This window comes from Psychrobacter sp. CX14 (assembly GCF_057396205.2).
This window is the reverse complement of record NZ_CM183187.1, coordinates 1,592,761-1,609,254: the sequence shown is the minus strand read 5'-3', so window position 1 is coordinate 1,609,254 and position 16,494 is coordinate 1,592,761. Positions and strand designations below refer to the sequence as shown.

At 42.1% G+C, this 16,494-nt stretch carries 12 protein-coding genes; 2 read left to right on the top strand and 10 right to left on the bottom strand.

What is annotated here, in order from left to right; translation table 11 throughout:
• Positions 1 to 9: 9 nt before the first annotated feature.
• Complete coding sequence (locus tag AC2SLO_RS06630; protein WP_486541425.1) at positions 10 to 543, bottom strand: L,D-transpeptidase family protein; 534 nt, start codon at positions 541 to 543, stop codon at positions 10 to 12.
• Positions 544 to 787: 244 nt separating this feature from the next.
• Here AC2SLO_RS06630 and AC2SLO_RS06625 point away from each other — a divergent pair, with 244 nt between their 5' ends.
• Positions 788 to 1,945 (top strand): hypothetical protein, encoded by a 1,158-nt coding sequence (locus tag AC2SLO_RS06625; protein ID WP_486541409.1) that lies wholly within the window; start codon positions 788 to 790, stop codon positions 1,943 to 1,945.
• Between the two features lie 168 nt (positions 1,946 to 2,113).
• On the opposite strand, the gene AC2SLO_RS06620 is transcribed toward AC2SLO_RS06625, so the two are convergent.
• From AC2SLO_RS06620 to AC2SLO_RS06585, 8 genes are all read right to left on the bottom strand, one after another.
• Complete coding sequence (locus AC2SLO_RS06620; protein WP_495637099.1) at positions 2,114 to 3,049, bottom strand: IS256 family transposase, variant Zn-binding type; 936 nt, start codon at positions 3,047 to 3,049, stop codon at positions 2,114 to 2,116.
• Positions 3,050 to 3,174: 125 nt separating this feature from the next.
• Positions 3,175 to 4,152, bottom strand: coding sequence for a Holliday junction branch migration DNA helicase RuvB (gene ruvB / locus AC2SLO_RS06615; RefSeq protein WP_486543638.1), 978 nt, complete (start codon positions 4,150 to 4,152; stop codon positions 3,175 to 3,177).
• Between the two features lie 221 nt (positions 4,153 to 4,373).
• Complete coding sequence (locus AC2SLO_RS06610) at positions 4,374 to 5,276, bottom strand: LysR family transcriptional regulator (RefSeq protein ID WP_486543637.1); 903 nt, start codon at positions 5,274 to 5,276, stop codon at positions 4,374 to 4,376.
• 192 nt (positions 5,277 to 5,468) lie between these two features.
• The gene (gene dnaX / locus AC2SLO_RS06605; protein ID WP_486543636.1) at positions 5,469 to 7,634 is read right to left on the bottom strand and encodes a DNA polymerase III subunit gamma/tau; all 2,166 of its coding nucleotides are present in this window, start codon (positions 7,632 to 7,634) and stop codon (positions 5,469 to 5,471) included.
• Between the two features lie 78 nt (positions 7,635 to 7,712).
• Positions 7,713 to 9,242: a hypothetical protein gene (locus AC2SLO_RS06600; protein ID WP_486543635.1), complete on the bottom strand. Its 1,530-nt coding sequence runs from the start codon at positions 9,240 to 9,242 to the stop codon at positions 7,713 to 7,715.
• Positions 9,243 to 9,529: 287 nt separating this feature from the next.
• Positions 9,530 to 11,059 (bottom strand): lysine--tRNA ligase, encoded by a 1,530-nt coding sequence (gene lysS / locus AC2SLO_RS06595; protein ID WP_486543634.1) that lies wholly within the window; start codon positions 11,057 to 11,059, stop codon positions 9,530 to 9,532.
• A gap of 116 nt (positions 11,060 to 11,175) precedes the next feature.
• Positions 11,176 to 12,270, bottom strand: a complete 1,095-nt coding sequence (gene prfA, locus AC2SLO_RS06590; RefSeq protein WP_486543633.1) for a peptide chain release factor 1 — start codon at positions 12,268 to 12,270, stop codon at positions 11,176 to 11,178.
• A 400-nt stretch (positions 12,271 to 12,670) separates the two neighbouring features.
• Positions 12,671 to 13,816, bottom strand: coding sequence for a beta-ketoacyl-ACP synthase III (locus tag AC2SLO_RS06585; protein ID WP_486543632.1), 1,146 nt, complete (start codon positions 13,814 to 13,816; stop codon positions 12,671 to 12,673).
• Positions 13,817 to 14,059: 243 nt separating this feature from the next.
• Between AC2SLO_RS06585 and AC2SLO_RS06580 the strand changes: the two genes are divergently transcribed.
• On the top strand, positions 14,060 to 14,671 hold the full coding sequence (locus AC2SLO_RS06580) for an AAA family ATPase (RefSeq protein ID WP_486543631.1): 612 nt from the start codon (positions 14,060 to 14,062) through the stop codon (positions 14,669 to 14,671).
• A 97-nt stretch (positions 14,672 to 14,768) separates the two neighbouring features.
• On the opposite strand, the gene trpB is transcribed toward AC2SLO_RS06580, so the two are convergent.
• The gene (trpB, locus tag AC2SLO_RS06575; protein ID WP_486543642.1) at positions 14,769 to 15,977 is read right to left on the bottom strand and encodes a tryptophan synthase subunit beta; all 1,209 of its coding nucleotides are present in this window, start codon (positions 15,975 to 15,977) and stop codon (positions 14,769 to 14,771) included.
• Positions 15,978 to 16,494: the final 517 nt, after the last annotated feature.

Genomic DNA, 16,494 nt, shown 5'->3' with positions numbered 1-16,494 from the left:
GCCTGTAGACTATTCGGCAATAATATGAACAGACGTGCCCTCTGCTACCTGTTCATATAACCAGATGATATCGCTGTTACGCATACGCACGCAGCCATGAGAGTACGGCGTACCCATTGGTTCTGTATCTGGCGTACCATGGATGTAAATATAGCGCCGATAAGTATCACAGCACCCCTGCTCGTTTGAACCCAGATTAATGCCCGGCTCGCACCCTTTTAGCCAAAGTATACGACTTAATATCCAATCTCTGTCTGGGTTATCCTCTGCAAGCTTTTGACTATAGACCTCCCCTGTTGGCATTCGCCCAACAAATACACTGCCCTCAACCTCATTACCACCTATTTTATCTGCGATAATATGATGACCTAATGGTGTGCACCCTGTACCCTCCAAGCTACCAATGCCATTTTTGGCAGTAGACACACTAAAAGTGCAAATAAGATTGTCCTGATTAAGACTAGATAACTCTAACCTAGAGCCGGTTAGCTCACGACTGGCTACTTGCTTATCCACTGCTTGTGATTGACAATTTAGTAACATAGATTGGGCTGAATCAATGACATAAAGAGATAACGTCTGATCAGCAATATTGACCACAATAAACTTATTCACTCGACTATCTAAAGATTGAGAGGATTGTTGCAACATGGACATAAATGAATCACCTTAGTTAACTATGGAATATATAAATCCTACTTATTACCAATAATATAGATGCATTAGGGTTGTATATAGAGTTAATCGCCCTTATGATATCTTCAAATCCTGCAAACTAGTAGACTTTATGACAGCTCTTTTACCAACTCGCGTGTCAATTTATGACTTTCTTTTTGAGGATACTCAGCCTATCGATGCTGTGGTAGCGGACTTTGGTAATATCTCCCTGCCACAAGCTAGAATCCTAATTGAAAATGGCATTCAAGCCATAACCAGTGCGCTCCTTGCTTATAATCAAGTAGAGGGACCTAATGCCGTAATCAAAAAATTACTGTGCCGCAGCCAGATAAAAGAGTTGCGCAAACATAATGCGTTCAACTCAAAAACCATGAAGACGGCCATGCAGCACGGCCAAAGCATGTCTGAAACCTTATTTGTCACCACTGACATTCAAAAAGCTGTGTGTCAGCGTCTCGCTCAGTTGGCAAGCTTGCCGACCAATAAGGTTCGTCCTTTGCTTGGTGCACTGACCTTATTGTGCTTACGTGAATTGGCTATTTTAGTTGATTTTGCTCATTTAGATGCCAATGAGATAGACCAGTGGCTGCATCAGCAATCTCAGTTTTTAAGACTATCACGTGACCCTCAAAGCCGTGTTAATGACAATGAGTCCTGTAATAGTAGTATATACAAGGCACCTGACTTTGATATGCGGTGGCACGACTTAACACGCTGCAAGTTACCTGCAGTGAAAGTCCCTAGCGAGTCTGTACAAATGCCGCACTATGCCAAAGTTATCGGACGTGTGCCTAATAGTGATATGATTGAGCCTAGCATGGTGGACAGCGATCAGCTAATTGTCGATAAGGCCAATAATAGTGACGTTCTTACTTTTTGTTCTATTGACGATGTGACCTTGCCTTATCAGCGCTGGTTACTACAGTTAGCCAAGATTTCAGATATTTATCTAAGCCGCAACCGTCTAAAAATTGCGCCTGAACCTGTTCAGCCGCCATCAAGACCATTGGTAAGCTTTGGGTTTATGGACAATAATCCTGAGACAAAAATAGCGCCTAAGTCTAAGACAAGTTCGACAACTATGAAACCAACAACCCAGCCTTTCTGGAAAAACCCAGTGCTTATCTTATTGGTTGTGGTCATCGGTACGCTGTCGTTAATGGCTGTGGGTAAATACCATTATAAGAAAGCCCATAGTATTGAATCTCCTACACAATCGACCCAGATGGTAGCGACTTCTAATGCGACAGAGGCTAATGTGCATTAGGATAATTCTAACTACCCTTACTGTCAGGTAGTCTAGATGAATTAGACTATGATTTAGTATGGATTAGCCAATTAACATAGATTAAACAACTCAATATAAAAAAGCGGGTGTAATGGACAAAATTCAGGCTAAAAACGAGCGGTTAGTCTCTAATGGACAAAATTCAGGCTAACCTGCAGAGTATGTCATTAAAAAGTTGTTAATAAACTTAAGCTTACGTTGTTTATTGAGCCCATTATGACTGCTTAATTGGCGTTTTAACTCGCTAAACAAACCTTCTAGAGAATTAGTTGTATTTGGAATGTTTAAGTCATCTAATTTTCTAGAAGTGAATAACCAATCACTATTTACTCGCAAGCTTCTATAAGCACTTCTAAGACGCTTATGGGTGTACCAAGTCTTACCAGTATCTATATTGGTACTACGCTCATTTAAGTAGTCCTCATGAGTCAAATACCAACTATCTAGAGCTTGAATGAACGTTGTCTTATCATAATCCTTTATATTTAAAGCTAGCTGTCTAAGTGCAATACTTGCGATATTTTGAGGCCTACGAGTTAAGTATCGAGTGATGATCTGTAGTTGATGAAACTGGCACATTTGTATCGGTATATCTTTAAACAAAGCATTAAGACCTCGTCTTCCATCGCAAGTAATGCTAGTGATATCAATGCCTTGTGATTTTATATGCTCTATTCCCAGTTTATACAGAGCGTTGGTCTCATAGTGAATAATACGGTGGTGTAATACCGCTTTGCTTGTATAGTCGAGAAATACCATTAAGCCAAATGTTCTACCAAAGTAGGTCGTGTCCATCACTATGTTGGCACGAGTAGGTAGCTTATTAAGTGACTTTATCTCAATTGTATCTAGTCGCCTTTGTATGGTCTTTATGCTACAGCCATACTTATGAGCAAGTTGTTTATAAGTCTGTTTACCTTGAGTATATTCTTGCCACAAAGTTGTATTATTGAGCCGCCTGCCACCTAAAAACTGCCGATTACAAACAAGGCATTTGTACTGCTGTTTCCCTGATTTATAACCATTCTTTTTCGTGTGTTTTTCACCACAAAAAGGGCAGTTTTTTGATTCATGGCTTTCAATCCTTGCAAATACTTATAGTATATAGCTTTAAAGGGGGTCTCAGCCTGAATTTTGTCCATTACACCAAAAAGCGCAAATCCTAGGATTTGCGCTTTTTTATACTTAAAGAGTTATATAGGCCGCACTTATAACTGATCGATGGCTATTTGAGTTAAGACTCGACCACGTGCTGTACGTAGCACGTAACCTTGTTGAATAAGATAGGGTTCAATCACATCCTCTAATGTCCCTCTATCCTCTGCCATAGCAGCAGCAATAGCCTCAACGCCTGCAGGTCCACCATCAAAACGGGCATGTAGCATCTCAAGATAACGACGGTCTAAATGATCAAGTCCTCGTCTATCGACTGCCAGCATATCTAGCGCACTGTCGGCAATATCACCAGTGACCTCACCATTTGACTTCACCTCAGCATAATCGCGCACTCGGCGAAGTAAACGGTTGGCAATACGCGGCGTACCACGTGAGCGTCTGGCAACCTCTACCGCGCCCTCGGGCGTCATAACCACATTCATCAATCGCGCTGAACGGGTAACAATGGTTGTCAAATCCTCAATATTATAAAACTCTAAGCGCTGAACGATACCAAAGCGGTCCCTCAAAGGAGAGGTTAATAGACCTGCTCGAGTAGTTGCAGCTACCAAAGTGAAGTTGGGCAAGTCAAGCTTAATAGAACGTGCTGCCGGACCTTCACCAATCATAATATCAAGCTGGAAATCTTCCATTGCTGGATAAAGTATCTCTTCAATCACTGGGCTTAGGCGATGTATCTCGTCAATAAAGAGCACATCCCCTTCTTCAAGATTAGTCAGCATGGCTGCCAAATCCCCAGCTCGCTCAAGTACAGGCCCCGAGGTTGAGCGAAGGTTACCACCCATCTCGCGTGCAATAATATTTGCGAGTGTGGTTTTACCCAAACCTGGTGGCCCAAAGATTAACGTATGGTCTAACGACTCATTACGTCGGCGTGCCGCTTCGATAAAAACTTCCATCTGTTCACGCACCACAGGCTGACCAATATACTCAGCCAAGGTGGATGGACGGATATTAGAATCTACCGTATCATCGACACGCTCTAACGGGTTGATCAGTCTATTTTCCATAATCTATATCAGTTAATCTCTGCTGAGCGTCATCAAAATAAAAGCCATATACAAATAAAATTTACGCTTAAGACCATTCTAATATCTCACAAAATGTGCGTCATCAGATTGATCTATAGCGTAAATCTTATCATTTAAGAGTATTGAAAGAGTCTTTAATTACTAAATTAACCTATCGAAAAATAAGTTCAGTTAACAGTTAAGCCAATAACCTCTCTAAACTAAGCAGCTGCATGGAAGTATTTTTTAAGAACTTCTAGACAACGTGTAATCTTCGCAGGTTGCTGCTCACGGTCTAATGTCACTGCATAAAGAATAAAGTGTGGTAATGAATATTCTGGAATAACTTCCACTAATTCACCTGCTTCTAATTCTTTTTGTACATCGAGCGACATCACACGAACCAAGCCATGACCTTCTTTAGCTAATCTAGTTGCTAAGAATACGTTGTTGGTCTGGATACGCGATGAAATCTTAACACGGTTTTTCTTACCGGTTTCAACATGAGAGAACTCTAGAGAATTAGGGTCCTTCATCAAATCGATACCGATTAACTGATGCTTCGCTAAGTCTCTAGGTTTGGTGATTTTTTCATACTGTCTTAGATAATGTGGAGACGCCACTAGCATCTGCTTCACTTCAGCAAGCGGATAAGTCGCTACTGAACTGTCTTTGATATTTGGGCTCATACGGATAGCAATATCCGCGCGCTCATCAATCATATCGATGTAATGGTTGTCTGCTAAGAAATAGATGCTTAAATCATCATGAGCTGCCATCCACGTCGATAGAGCTGGAAGAATATGATTAACACCTAGCTCAGGCGTAGTTGCAATACGCAAACTACCCGCAAGCTCGTCACGTAATTGGTTTACTTTAATACGGCCTTGGTCTGCTGCAGTTACAACATCTTTTGCCGCTTCGTAAAAGCTTGCCCCAGCTTCTGTTAAGCTTAACTTACGAGTCGATCTGTGCAATAGCACAACACCTAAATCTTTTTCAAGCGATCGAATCTGTTGACTCACCGCACTTGTAGTAATACCTAGTTGTCTGGCTGCGCCACTGAAAGAACCATGGCCCACAACACTGGCAAAGACTGCCATTCCTCTTAAATTGTCTAACATTATTCAACTACCTGACTGTTTATATAAGGTGCGTAGTATACCTTATTTAAACTGACAATTGTTGAGAAAGTGCAAACTTTTGTGCACTTTTGTTGTACTCTGAGTGTAAATATTAATCACACATATCTAAACAATACCACATTCTTATGTCAAGATTTCCTAAACTAAAAAAATATTGTTGTGTGGATACATCTATTTTGTATCTAATAGCTTAAGATTGGTAATCTGACCCTTAAATTGTTGCACTAATTTTTGCATTACTGGACTTTGTAAAATCAGCTTTTCTGCCGTAGTTTTGGCTTTTATTTCACGAGATTTTTGCCGATTCTGTGGTAATAAGTCAGAACTTTCGGTATTGAGTGACTTATCAATGGCAATAGATACCTCAGCATCGAACTGCTCAGCCAGATAACTGGCCAAATGTCTAAAGATACCTTGCATGTTTTTGGTGTCGAAAGCGACTTTAAATTCGCTGCGTCCATTAATCTCACCGGTCATCAACCCTTGTCGGGCCATAGCAAGCTGGTCCTGCCCAAGCCACCCTGACGCACGTGCCGTCTGCAACCAGTAATCCCATTTATCTGGTGTCCACTCCCCTGTCATCTCAACAGGCTGACATTTTAATAAGACTCTAGGATCATTGACTTCCAGATGAAGCGCTTGTTGACTGTCTTCTTCAGCCGCTACTTCTGCAATCGATGCAGTCTTCGTCTCTGGCTGTAAATCAAATGTGTCAGATGCACCTTGCTCATGCTCGGCAATAACAGAGGCTTCTTCAATTGAGGATTGCAGCCTAGAATCATTATCCGTCTGCTGCGGTGACTGTGGCGAATCTTCTGTCGTTTGCGCAGTAGCAGATTCTGGTGGCATTACCTGTGCTGGTGGCTGCAATAATTCAGACTCAGGCATCGGTACTGATTCAGCTAAAGCCTGTGTTTGCTGATTATTATGATTAACAACAGCTTCAGAACCTTGATTTTGATGTGATGCCTCTAAATTACTCGATAGCTCAAGATTTTGCTCAGGGGTTGGTTCATTTTCAAATGCTTTATTATCATTAATATCCATCGTGTCTATATTTTGTGGATTTATGCTATCAGCATCTAGATTCTCATTATTAATAGAAGGCTCAACTGCTGTATTTGAATCGGAATTATCGAGTGCTTCTGCATCTTGAGGTGCACTATCATATGTAGCCGATGCATAATGAACCTGAGTAGGCTGTTGAGCTACCTGGCTTTGTGCTACAGGTACTTCATTCGTCGCTAATGGTCTGAACGCTAGTAATCTTAACAGGCACATTTCTAAAGCTTGCAGCGGTGTGTTTGCCAGTTTAATCTGCTCACGGCCTTGTATCACAATCTGATAATACAGCTGCAATACATCTGGCGTAATAATACGCGCAAGCTCCCCTATTTGCTGCGCCTGTTTGTCATTTACATTTAGTGATACATTTGGTAGCAGCTGCTGCATGGCAATTTGATGCAGTAGTTCAGCCAGACCATCAAACATACTGCCAGCATCTACCAATTGCGAACGCATTTGTTCAATATGTGCAGAGACCGACTCGGTATTGCCTTGATAAATATCCAACAATAAACTAATTAAATCAGCACTATCGATAAGACCCAGCATATCATTAACGGTCTCATCGGTTAATCCACCTTGGCCAAAAGCAATCGCTTGATCGGTCAACGACAAAGCATCACGCACTGATCCTTTAGCTGCATTGGCTAGTTGCCATAATGCCGGCTGCGTATAGTCCACACCTTCTTGGGTTAACAAATTCGCCAAATGCTCTGTGATGGCTTGCTGCGGCAAGGGGCGTAATACAAACTGTAAGCAGCGACTAATAATAGTAATCGGCAGCTTTTGAGGATCGGTCGTGGCTAATAAGAATTTAACGTGTTCTGGTGGCTCTTCTAACGTCTTTAGTAAGGCGTTAAAGCTGTGCGTCGATAACATGTGCACTTCATCAATTAGATAGACTTTGTATCGACCCTGCGTCGGCGCATAAGGCACATTATCAATCAGCTCTCGCGTGTCCTCTACTTTGGTTCGAGAAGCCGCATCAATTTCAATTAAATCAATAAAGCGGCCTTGATCAATGGCCACACAGCTATTACATACCCCGCACGGTGTGCTGGTAATCCCAGTTTCGCAGTTTAAGCACTTAGATAAAATACGCGCAATTGTGGTTTTACCGACACCACGGGTTCCGGTAAATAAATAAGCATGGTGCAATCGGTTATGGTCGATAGCATTAATGAGCGCCTTAGACACATGCGTTTGTCCAACTAGCTCATGAAAGTTTTTGGGGCGGTACTTTCGTGCTAAAACTTGATACTGCTGAGACATAATGGACAACCAAACCTATATAATTAACATGCAAATTTTAAATACGCGCAATTGCTTTGCGCTAATAATGACCGGCTATTAAGCGTTACCGGCCAGTGTTTGCGCCTGTTGATAATAGTGTCTTTCTACATCTGACATCTCTGAACCTGACTGATGGAAAATATCCATCTGTACCGTCACATTACCCTTGCCATCATGTTGCGACATATCAAAGCCTAAAATAAAGTACTCTGACATAGCAGGTTCTTGTAACTGTGCATTGATGTCCATTAACATACTGCTGTAGTTTTGCTCAATGGCACTACGTGAATACTCTGCATCAGCATCAAGCCCGTACACAACGATCACATAGTGAATACCAAAGTCGTTATAAGAATGCTGATGACTTAAATAACCCTGACGACACTCTTCATTTGAGCGTTTCTCATAAGCCACCATCTCCTCCATAATACTCATGCGCGTATACATGGATTCATTGACCAATAGCTTAACTTGATTAACAGGAATGGTATCTTCCGCTTGATGACGACGCTTGGTTGCGCCATTTAAAAGCTTCTGGAACATAGACGCATAACGCTGTAAATCTTGTACTATCTTGGCTTTGCTTGCTAACGCTGCCTCACCTTGTGACTCAGGGTGAGTCAGATTTATCAAACGACTTTCTACTTTGGCTAATAAGCCAATCTCCACGAGCTGCTCTTGAACCGCTACTGCCCGTGCAAAGAACTCAGGACTACCCAAGAACTCATTTGCCAGTTCAAGCTCGCTATTGAAATCTTGGTAATCTACCAACTTAGGCAAGTGATAATCGAAGAAACTGAGGGTATCGCTTGGGGTTTGCATCAGATTAACAATCTGATAGAAGCTATTTAAGCTAAATAGCTGTAACACCTTGCTTTGATCATCCAAATCAAGCACACAATCTTCTTGGAAGAATACGCTACCATATTCGTGCTCAATCTGAAAACTTTGATCACCGGTGTGTACATGTAGTGAGGTCAGACCTAAATAATGCACTTTATCTAATTCATCATCGGCTTCTACATCTAACAGCGCTAAGCGGTCGCGAATTTGTTGGAAACGCTTGGTAATATGAGTCGCTGCTTTTTGCTTAAGCTTAGCAAGCTCTTTTTTAGGTAGCTCTTTGCTATCCACAAATAAGTCTTCTTGTTGCACCAAGACATACAAACGTTGAGCTCCAATATTAAAGGCATAATCAAACAGACCGGCACCAACAAAGTCATCTTGCATCTGCATATAGACTGAGAAAAAGGTGCGGTGAAACATACCCGTCCAATCAAATTCCACTGACTTTTTTGGTGCCACTTTAGGCTGAGGTTTCGCCTCAGGCTTTGGCTTACTACCGCCTTCAGACAGTGGGCTAATCAATGGTCGTGTACTTGAGGGTTTGGCACTAGAGGCTGCTGTGCTATCAGAGTTGTTTGTGCTTTTTTGGGTCTTCACTGTGACCGTCTCTTGAGTATCTGCTGCTTGTACCTGGACTTGGTCATTTGCTTCAGCAGGCGCATCTGTTTCTGAGGCAGCATAATGCTTAGTGCCTTTATTTAGAGAAACACTTTTTATCTTTTGGGCAGAGTAATTTGCCATAACATCCCTTTACTTAATTATGAACATGAGATAGATAGTTAACGATTATTACTATACCGTTTTTTTGGTAGCGTTGCACTGATGTCAATGCGTTTATTGCATTCTTTAATTAAGCCTGTTATCAAAATAATGCGAATTGACTTAACCAATCAACGATTGGTAACTTTTATCTGAACTAAAAAATATAGGACTGCATACGAGAAGCAGTCCTATACTGTTAATTAACCAAAACCACCATTAGAATTTTAATAATAAATCATTAAAACTCAAAGCAGATTATGCAAGTATTACTGGTTTTTCATACGCATATGCGGGAATAAAATCACATCGCGAATGCTGGCAGCATCAGTAAACAGCATTACTAAACGGTCGATACCAATACCCTCACCCGCTGTTGGCGGTAGGCCATACGATAAGGCTTCGATATAGTCTGCATCAAAATGCATTGCTTCATCATCACCAGCGTCTTTTTCAGCCACTTGGTTCTGGAAACGCTCTGCTTGGTCCGCTGGGTCATTAAGCTCACTAAAACCGTTAGCAATTTCACGGCCACCGATGAATAGTTCAAAGCGATCAGTAATTTCTGGATTCTCATCGTTACGGCGAGCCAGTGGTGAGGTTTCCGCTGGGTACTCGGTAATAAAGGTTGGCTGACGCAGTTTATGCTCAGCGGTTTCTTCGAAGATAATGGTTTGCAGTTTACCGATACCAAAGCCTTCTTTAACCTGCTGCTTTAAGACATTTTGCGCATAATTAGCTAAGTAGTCTCTGTCGTCTACTTTGCTCATATCAAAGTCATCAGCATATTTTGCAATCGCATCTTTCATGCTTAAACGCTCAAACGGTGCTTTCAAGCTGATACTCTCACCTTGATAGGTCAGCTCAGTGCTGCCTAGAATCTCATTTGCTAACTCATTGAATAGACGCTCGGTCAAATCCATCAAGTCCTTATAATCAGCATAGGCTTGATAGAACTCAATCATGGTAAATTCAGGGTTGTGACGGGTTGAAACGCCTTCGTTACGGAAGCTGCGGTTAATTTCAAACACACGCTCAAAGCCGCCTACTACCAAGCGTTTTAGATAAAGCTCTGGGGCAATACGTAAATAAAGCGGCATATCTAATGCGTTATGGTGCGTGATAAACGGACGTGCCACTGCACCACCTGGAATTGGATGCATCATTGGCGTCTCTACTTCCATAAAGCGCTCGTTTAGCATGAATTTACGGATACCACTAACCACTTGACTGCGAATCATAAAGGTATCGCGGCTTGATTCATTGGTCATTAAATCTAGATGGCGATTACGATAACGCGCTTCGGTATCTGCTAGGCCATGGAATTTGTTTGGCATTGGGCGCAGTGATTTGGTCAGTAAAGTAATTTCTTCGATATGAACGTACAAATCACCTTTACCTGAGCGGCCAATGAAACCTGAAACACCGACGATGTCACCTAAATCCAGTGACTTAATCAGTGCTTTTGTATCGTCCGTTAACTCTTTACGGGCAACATATAACTGAATACGGCCCGTCATATCTTGGATAACCATAAATGAGCCACGGTTCAACATTACACGGCCCGCAACATTGACTTGAGTTTTATCACCGTTGGCTGCTTTTTCTTCAATCTCTTGCTTACTAATGCCTTCAAATTGCTTCTGTAAATCATCTGCATAATCGGTACGTTTAAACTTATTAGGATAAGCTACCTTGCCAGAAGCTGTGATTTCATCAAGCTTAGACTGACGCTGAGCGATAAGTTCATTGGCATCTTGGTTGTGATCTTGCTCATTATTTGCAGATTGCTTAGACATTATGTATTCCAAATTTATCTAAAGAGTGAGTTTCAGTCATTCAAAAATGACAGGTTATTATTTATAAAGTCATTTAAAAAGGGTATCAAGCTATGGGGGTTAAATAGTAGAAACTATTAACTGTCACCGCCGCCCACACTCGCCATTAAGTCAGCTTGGTGCTCACGGGTTAGCGCATCTAATAGCTCATCTAAATCACCTTCCATAATTGCATCTAACTTATATAAGGTTAAGTTAATACGATGATCAGTCATGCGCCCTTGCGGGAAGTTATAAGTACGAATACGCTCACTGCGGTCACCACTACCTACCAAGTCACGACGTAATGCATCCGCAGTGTCTACTTGCTCTTGCACCTTGGCTTGCTGGATACGTGCAATTAGCATTTGCATCGCTTTGGCACGGTTTTTGTGTTGGCTTCGCTCTTGCTGACATTCAGCGACTACGCCCGTTGGGATGTGGGTCAAACGTACTGCAGAGTCGGTGGTGTTAACATGCTGACCACCGGCGCCACTTGAGCGGAAAGTATCCATACGGATATCAGCTGGGTTTAAATCAACGGTATCATCAATTTTAACTTCTGGCATGACAGCAACCGTACAGGCTGAGGTATGCACGCGGCCTTGGCTTTCGGTATCTGGTACACGCTGTACACGGTGTGCGCCTGACTCAAACTTTAAGCGGCCGTAAACATCATTACCAGAGACACGGCTAATGATTTCTTTATAACCGCCATGCTCGCCCTCGTTAGCTGACAAGACTTCAATCGTCCAACCTTGCGCTGATGCATAACGCTCATACATACGGAATAAATCGCCTGAGAAAATCGCCGCTTCATCACCGCCAGTACCGGCACGAATCTCTAAGAAGGCAGGTACTTTGTCATTCGGATCTTTTGGCAACATCATGACGTTCAGATCTTCTTCCATCGCTTCGATGTCTGTTGTCGCTGTGTCAATCTCGTCCTGCATCATGGCCTTCATATCAGGATCCGATGCCTCTTTTAGCATCTCTTCAGCATCTTTTTTATCTTTTTCTGCCTGACTGTAGCGCTGCCACAAGGCTGTGATTTCAGATAAATCGCTGTGCTCCATTGAGAGCTCACGGAATTTGTTATTGTCACTGATAACATCAGGGTCAGATAATAAGGCAGTCACTTCTTCGAAGCGATCTACCATTTGATCAAGGCGTTCTCTTAACGAGTCTTTCATAAGTCATCTTTTATTTAGTGATGTGTTGTTTGGGGATACGTCATTCACGTATTGGGGTTAACTTTATCAACCCAATTGTATTCATATTGCCCTTTAATGAGGGCGATAGCACTATTCTACAAGCGTCAATCACACCGTCTAATTGAGCACTGGCCAATAATAAGCAGCCATAGACACTTAAACTATCAAAGCTTAACGATGTGCTAGCCAGCATTAGCGTCTGTTATTTAATACAATAATAATGTGTGTGAAAACAAAGTCGGTAATTATACCAAATTTTGCATAAAATACCGACATTCCTGTTAACTGGCACTAAATTATATGCAAACGGTTATCTAAATCTCTATTTTCTATCATAGCGACAAAACCCTCAGATAACCGCCTTTATCAATATCGGCTACTATACTTTTCGAAGCAGCACAGAACCAATCGAATAACCGGCACCAAACGAGCACATCACACCTAAATCGCCTGATTGTAATTGGTCTTTATAACGGTGGAAAACAATCACCGGGCTTGCTGAACTGGTATTGCCAAATTCATCGATAACCGTTGGTGTGATTGAAGAGTCGGCCTGCTTGCCAACCACACTACGCAAAATAAGGTTGATCATATTAATGTTAGCTTGATGCAGCCACATCATTTTGACCTCATCTGAGCCAAGATTGTTTTCTTCTAGATGCTCACTGATAATCTCAGAGACTTTTGGGCATACTTCACGGAATACCTTGCGTCCATTTTGCAAAAACAGCTTATCGGTAACCGGTTCTTCTAGGTCATAATACAGCTCTGCTTCTGCTGCTAAATATTCGCTCTTATCTAAAAATCCATATTCGTTTTTGATATTGATTGAAAATTGAGTAAATAGTTTACTGTCAATAATCTCATAGCCTTTAGGTGTCTCAGAGGCTTCAATAATAGATGCTGTCGCTACATCACCAAAGATAAAGTGGCTATCACGATTGCGCCAGTTAAGATGCGCGGTGGTAATCTCTACATTGACTACCGCAATTTTGCTACCAAGGCCTGCTTTGATAGAGCCGATCGCTTGGGAGATACCAAAGGTTGCCGCACTACAGGCCACATTCATGTCATAGGCAAAGCCGCCGACCATACCAATAGCGTCTTGAATCTCAATTGATAACGCAGGATACGCACGTGGCAAGTTAGAACACGCCACAATCACCCCATCCAAATCTGCACCGCTTAATCCGGCTTCATCAAGTGCTTGTTGCAGGGCATCAACACCCATCTCAGCCATCACAGATAGCTCTTCGCCCAAAACGCGGGCAGGTATCACGGGTGCCATGATTTCTGGGTCTAAAATACCTTTTTTGTCCATTACATAGCGTGATTTAATGCCAGAAACCTTTTCGATAAACTCGCTCGATGATTTCTCTAAGGCACTACGCTCACCACTGGCAATCTCATCAGCATACTTACTATTATAATTATCTACGTACTGGTTAAACGACTCAACAAGCTCATCATTACTGATGCTGTATGGCGGAATATATAATCCTGTCCCTGTAATATAAGTTTTCATACTGCTTCCTATTTTCTTAGCGCGTTAATGTTTAGCGTATTGAATAGACATGGCGGATATCTCAGCATAATCGATTAGGAACACCCTAAACTCAGTACATAAATATGCTACATTGCCTATTTGTTTGTCTATGAACTCAAGCATAATATTATGCCTGTTTTGCAGCTGTATTCCTAATCCTGTGTGTTTTAAATTCTTAATGACGCCTTACGCATTTTACCAAAGGACATCCTCTTACTACCTATGACCGATTCTAACACGCCTCAAAACAGCCTAATTGACCCCAAGATATTGGCGAATCAAAGTCTTAAGCAGTTAACCTTACCTTCGGTATTTAAGGTGCTTATTTTGGGTGCTGAGAGTACAGGTAAGACTACTTTATGCAAAGATTTGGCCGCGCATTTTGATACCACTTGGGCAGGTGAATATATGCGCCCCTATTTGCAGCAAAAATGGGATGACACTCAGACTTCTTGTGAATGGCAGGACTTAATGCCGATAGCATATGGCCAAGTGGCTCATGAAAACACTCAAACCGAGCGCGCCAATCGCTACCTGTTTTGCGACACGTCATTGTTTGAAATCATGGTGTATTCGTATTGGTATTACAATACCTGTCCTGAGCCGCTTGAGACAGCGGCGCTTACCCATCATTATGATTTAATTTTGCTCACTGAGGTTGATGTGCCCTGGGAGCCTGATGATTTGCGCGATGCACCGCACCAGCGTCATGAAATTAGCCAAACGTTTGCTGATACACTCATCAAATACAATAAACCGTTTAGGCGTATCGGTGGTAATCGTCAGCAGCGGGTACAACAAGTGGCTCAGTGGCTTCACGAGCTCAACCCTTAAAACCACTACGAGCCTTTGAAGACATTGTTAATCGTTCTATAAAACATAAACCAGTTCTCATATCGATTACTGGCTTATCTCTTTACGGACTATAAAACTAAACTATGATATTTAACGAGTCATAGCTATCCACATCAATTTGCTCTAAAACATAATCGATGTCTTTATCGCCGCGACCTGACAGATTCACTAAAATGCTCTGGTCCGGAGTCATAGTCTTAGCCGCTTTCATTGCATAAGCCACTGCATGTGACGACTCTAGTGCAGGAATAATCCCTTCTAGGCGAGACAGCGCCATAAATGCATCCAAACATTCCTTGTCGGTAACCGCTTCATAAGTCGCTAGATTTGCATCTTTTAAGAATGAATGCTGCGGACCAACGCCAGGATAATCTAGTCCTGATGCAATCGAATGCACGGGAGCCGGCTCGCCATTTTCATCAAGTAGTACGTAGCATTTGAAGCCTTGTATTTCGCCTTTAACCCCTTTACTCATCGTAGCCGCATGATTTGGGGTATCTAGTCCCTCACCGGCTGGCTCGACACCTACTTTCTCGACCCCGTCATCACCCATAAAGCCGCTAAACATGCCCATCGCATTTGAGCCACCACCCACACAAGCCACCACTTTGTTAGGTAAATAACCAGTAGCACTTAAAAACTGCTCGCGCGCTTCGTGACCAATCACCGATTGAAAGTAGCTGACCATTTCAGGATAGGGCGCCGGACCCACAACAGAACCAATCGCAAACATACTGTTTTCGATATCCGCTAAATAGGCTTCAAAGGCACTATCGACTGCTTCTTTTAGCGTGCCGGCTCCACGTGATACCGGTACCAATTTTGCGCCTAAGATTTTCATACGGCTGACATTGGGATGCTCTTTTTTGATATCGACCACCCCCATATGAATTTCACACTCTACGCCCATTAGCGCTGCGGCGGTTGCCAATGCAACGCCATGTTGACCCGCTCCCGTTTCAGCGATGACTTTGGTTTTGCCCAGTTTTTTGGCCAGTAATACTTCACCTAAGCAGTGATTAATTTTATGGGCGCCGGTATGATTTAAATCTTCACGCTTTAGATAAATCTGCGCGCCGCCGCAATGCTGTGACAAACGCTTGGCGTGATAGACAGGGCTTGGACGTCCAACATACGTCTCGCGTAAACGCTTCATTTCGGTAATAAAGTCATCGTTTTTAATGATTTCGCGAAAGCCCACCTCTAACTCATCGAGGGCTTTGGCTAATTCTGGATGACCTATTTTGCCGCCGAACTCACCATATAAGCCCTGCTCGTTTGGCATGGTTGATTGATGCAGACCGTAGCCTGACCCTGCTATTTCACCTTGATGTCTTGCTGTCGTCATAATTCCACCCTTTTATTCACTTGGCCTTAGGTCAATTTTTGTGAGCGCGCTGCTCATCTGGATGCTACTTTAACTATACGTTGTTTTAAAAATAAGTTGTTTTTATGTTCTAGTACAGTGATACATATCTTAGAATAAGTCATTTGGTAGGTCAAGCGTTTTAATTTTCCAACGCATCGATTAACCTTAATTACTTTAGCTACCTTTATTAATTTAGCTAATGGGTACATTTACTGAACTAATATAAATTTGATACTCTAAAAGGGTATCGCTACGCATAAAACGTCTGCCCTATTAATACAACAAAACAACATTTAGCCACATTAGCTTCGCCATACTATTGACTTAAGTTTTTTAAACTGAAGGCTAATTCGGTAAATTATTTACCTAAAATATGACTTAAAATCCATATCGAATCGTTCAATAAAATAAGAACACCTTAAATAAAAAAGGA

Bases quoted from the DNA above. Each gene is read 5' to 3' on its own strand.
- AC2SLO_RS06600 (WP_486543635.1), bottom strand. From the start codon at position 9,242: ATGGCAAATTACTCTGCCCAAAAGATAAAAAGTGTTTCTCTAAATAAA.
- AC2SLO_RS06610 (WP_486543637.1), bottom strand. From the start codon at position 5,276: ATGTTAGACAATTTAAGAGGAATGGCAGTCTTTGCCAGTGTTGTGGGC.
- lysS (WP_486543634.1), bottom strand. From the start codon at position 11,059: ATGTCTAAGCAATCTGCAAATAATGAGCAAGATCACAACCAAGATGCC.
- AC2SLO_RS06585 (WP_486543632.1), bottom strand. From the start codon at position 13,816: ATGAAAACTTATATTACAGGGACAGGATTATATATTCCGCCATACAGC.
- AC2SLO_RS06630 (WP_486541425.1), bottom strand. From the start codon at position 543: ATGTTACTAAATTGTCAATCACAAGCAGTGGATAAGCAAGTAGCCAGT.
- AC2SLO_RS06625 (WP_486541409.1), top strand. From the start codon at position 788: ATGACAGCTCTTTTACCAACTCGCGTGTCAATTTATGACTTTCTTTTT.
- ruvB (WP_486543638.1), bottom strand. From the start codon at position 4,152: ATGGAAAATAGACTGATCAACCCGTTAGAGCGTGTCGATGATACGGTA.
- dnaX (WP_486543636.1), bottom strand. From the start codon at position 7,634: ATGTCTCAGCAGTATCAAGTTTTAGCACGAAAGTACCGCCCCAAAAAC.
- prfA (WP_486543633.1), bottom strand. From the start codon at position 12,270: ATGAAAGACTCGTTAAGAGAACGCCTTGATCAAATGGTAGATCGCTTC.
- trpB (WP_486543642.1), bottom strand. From the start codon at position 15,977: ATGCCAAACGAGCAGGGCTTATATGGTGAGTTCGGCGGCAAAATAGGT.
- AC2SLO_RS06580 (WP_486543631.1), top strand. From the start codon at position 14,060: ATGACCGATTCTAACACGCCTCAAAACAGCCTAATTGACCCCAAGATA.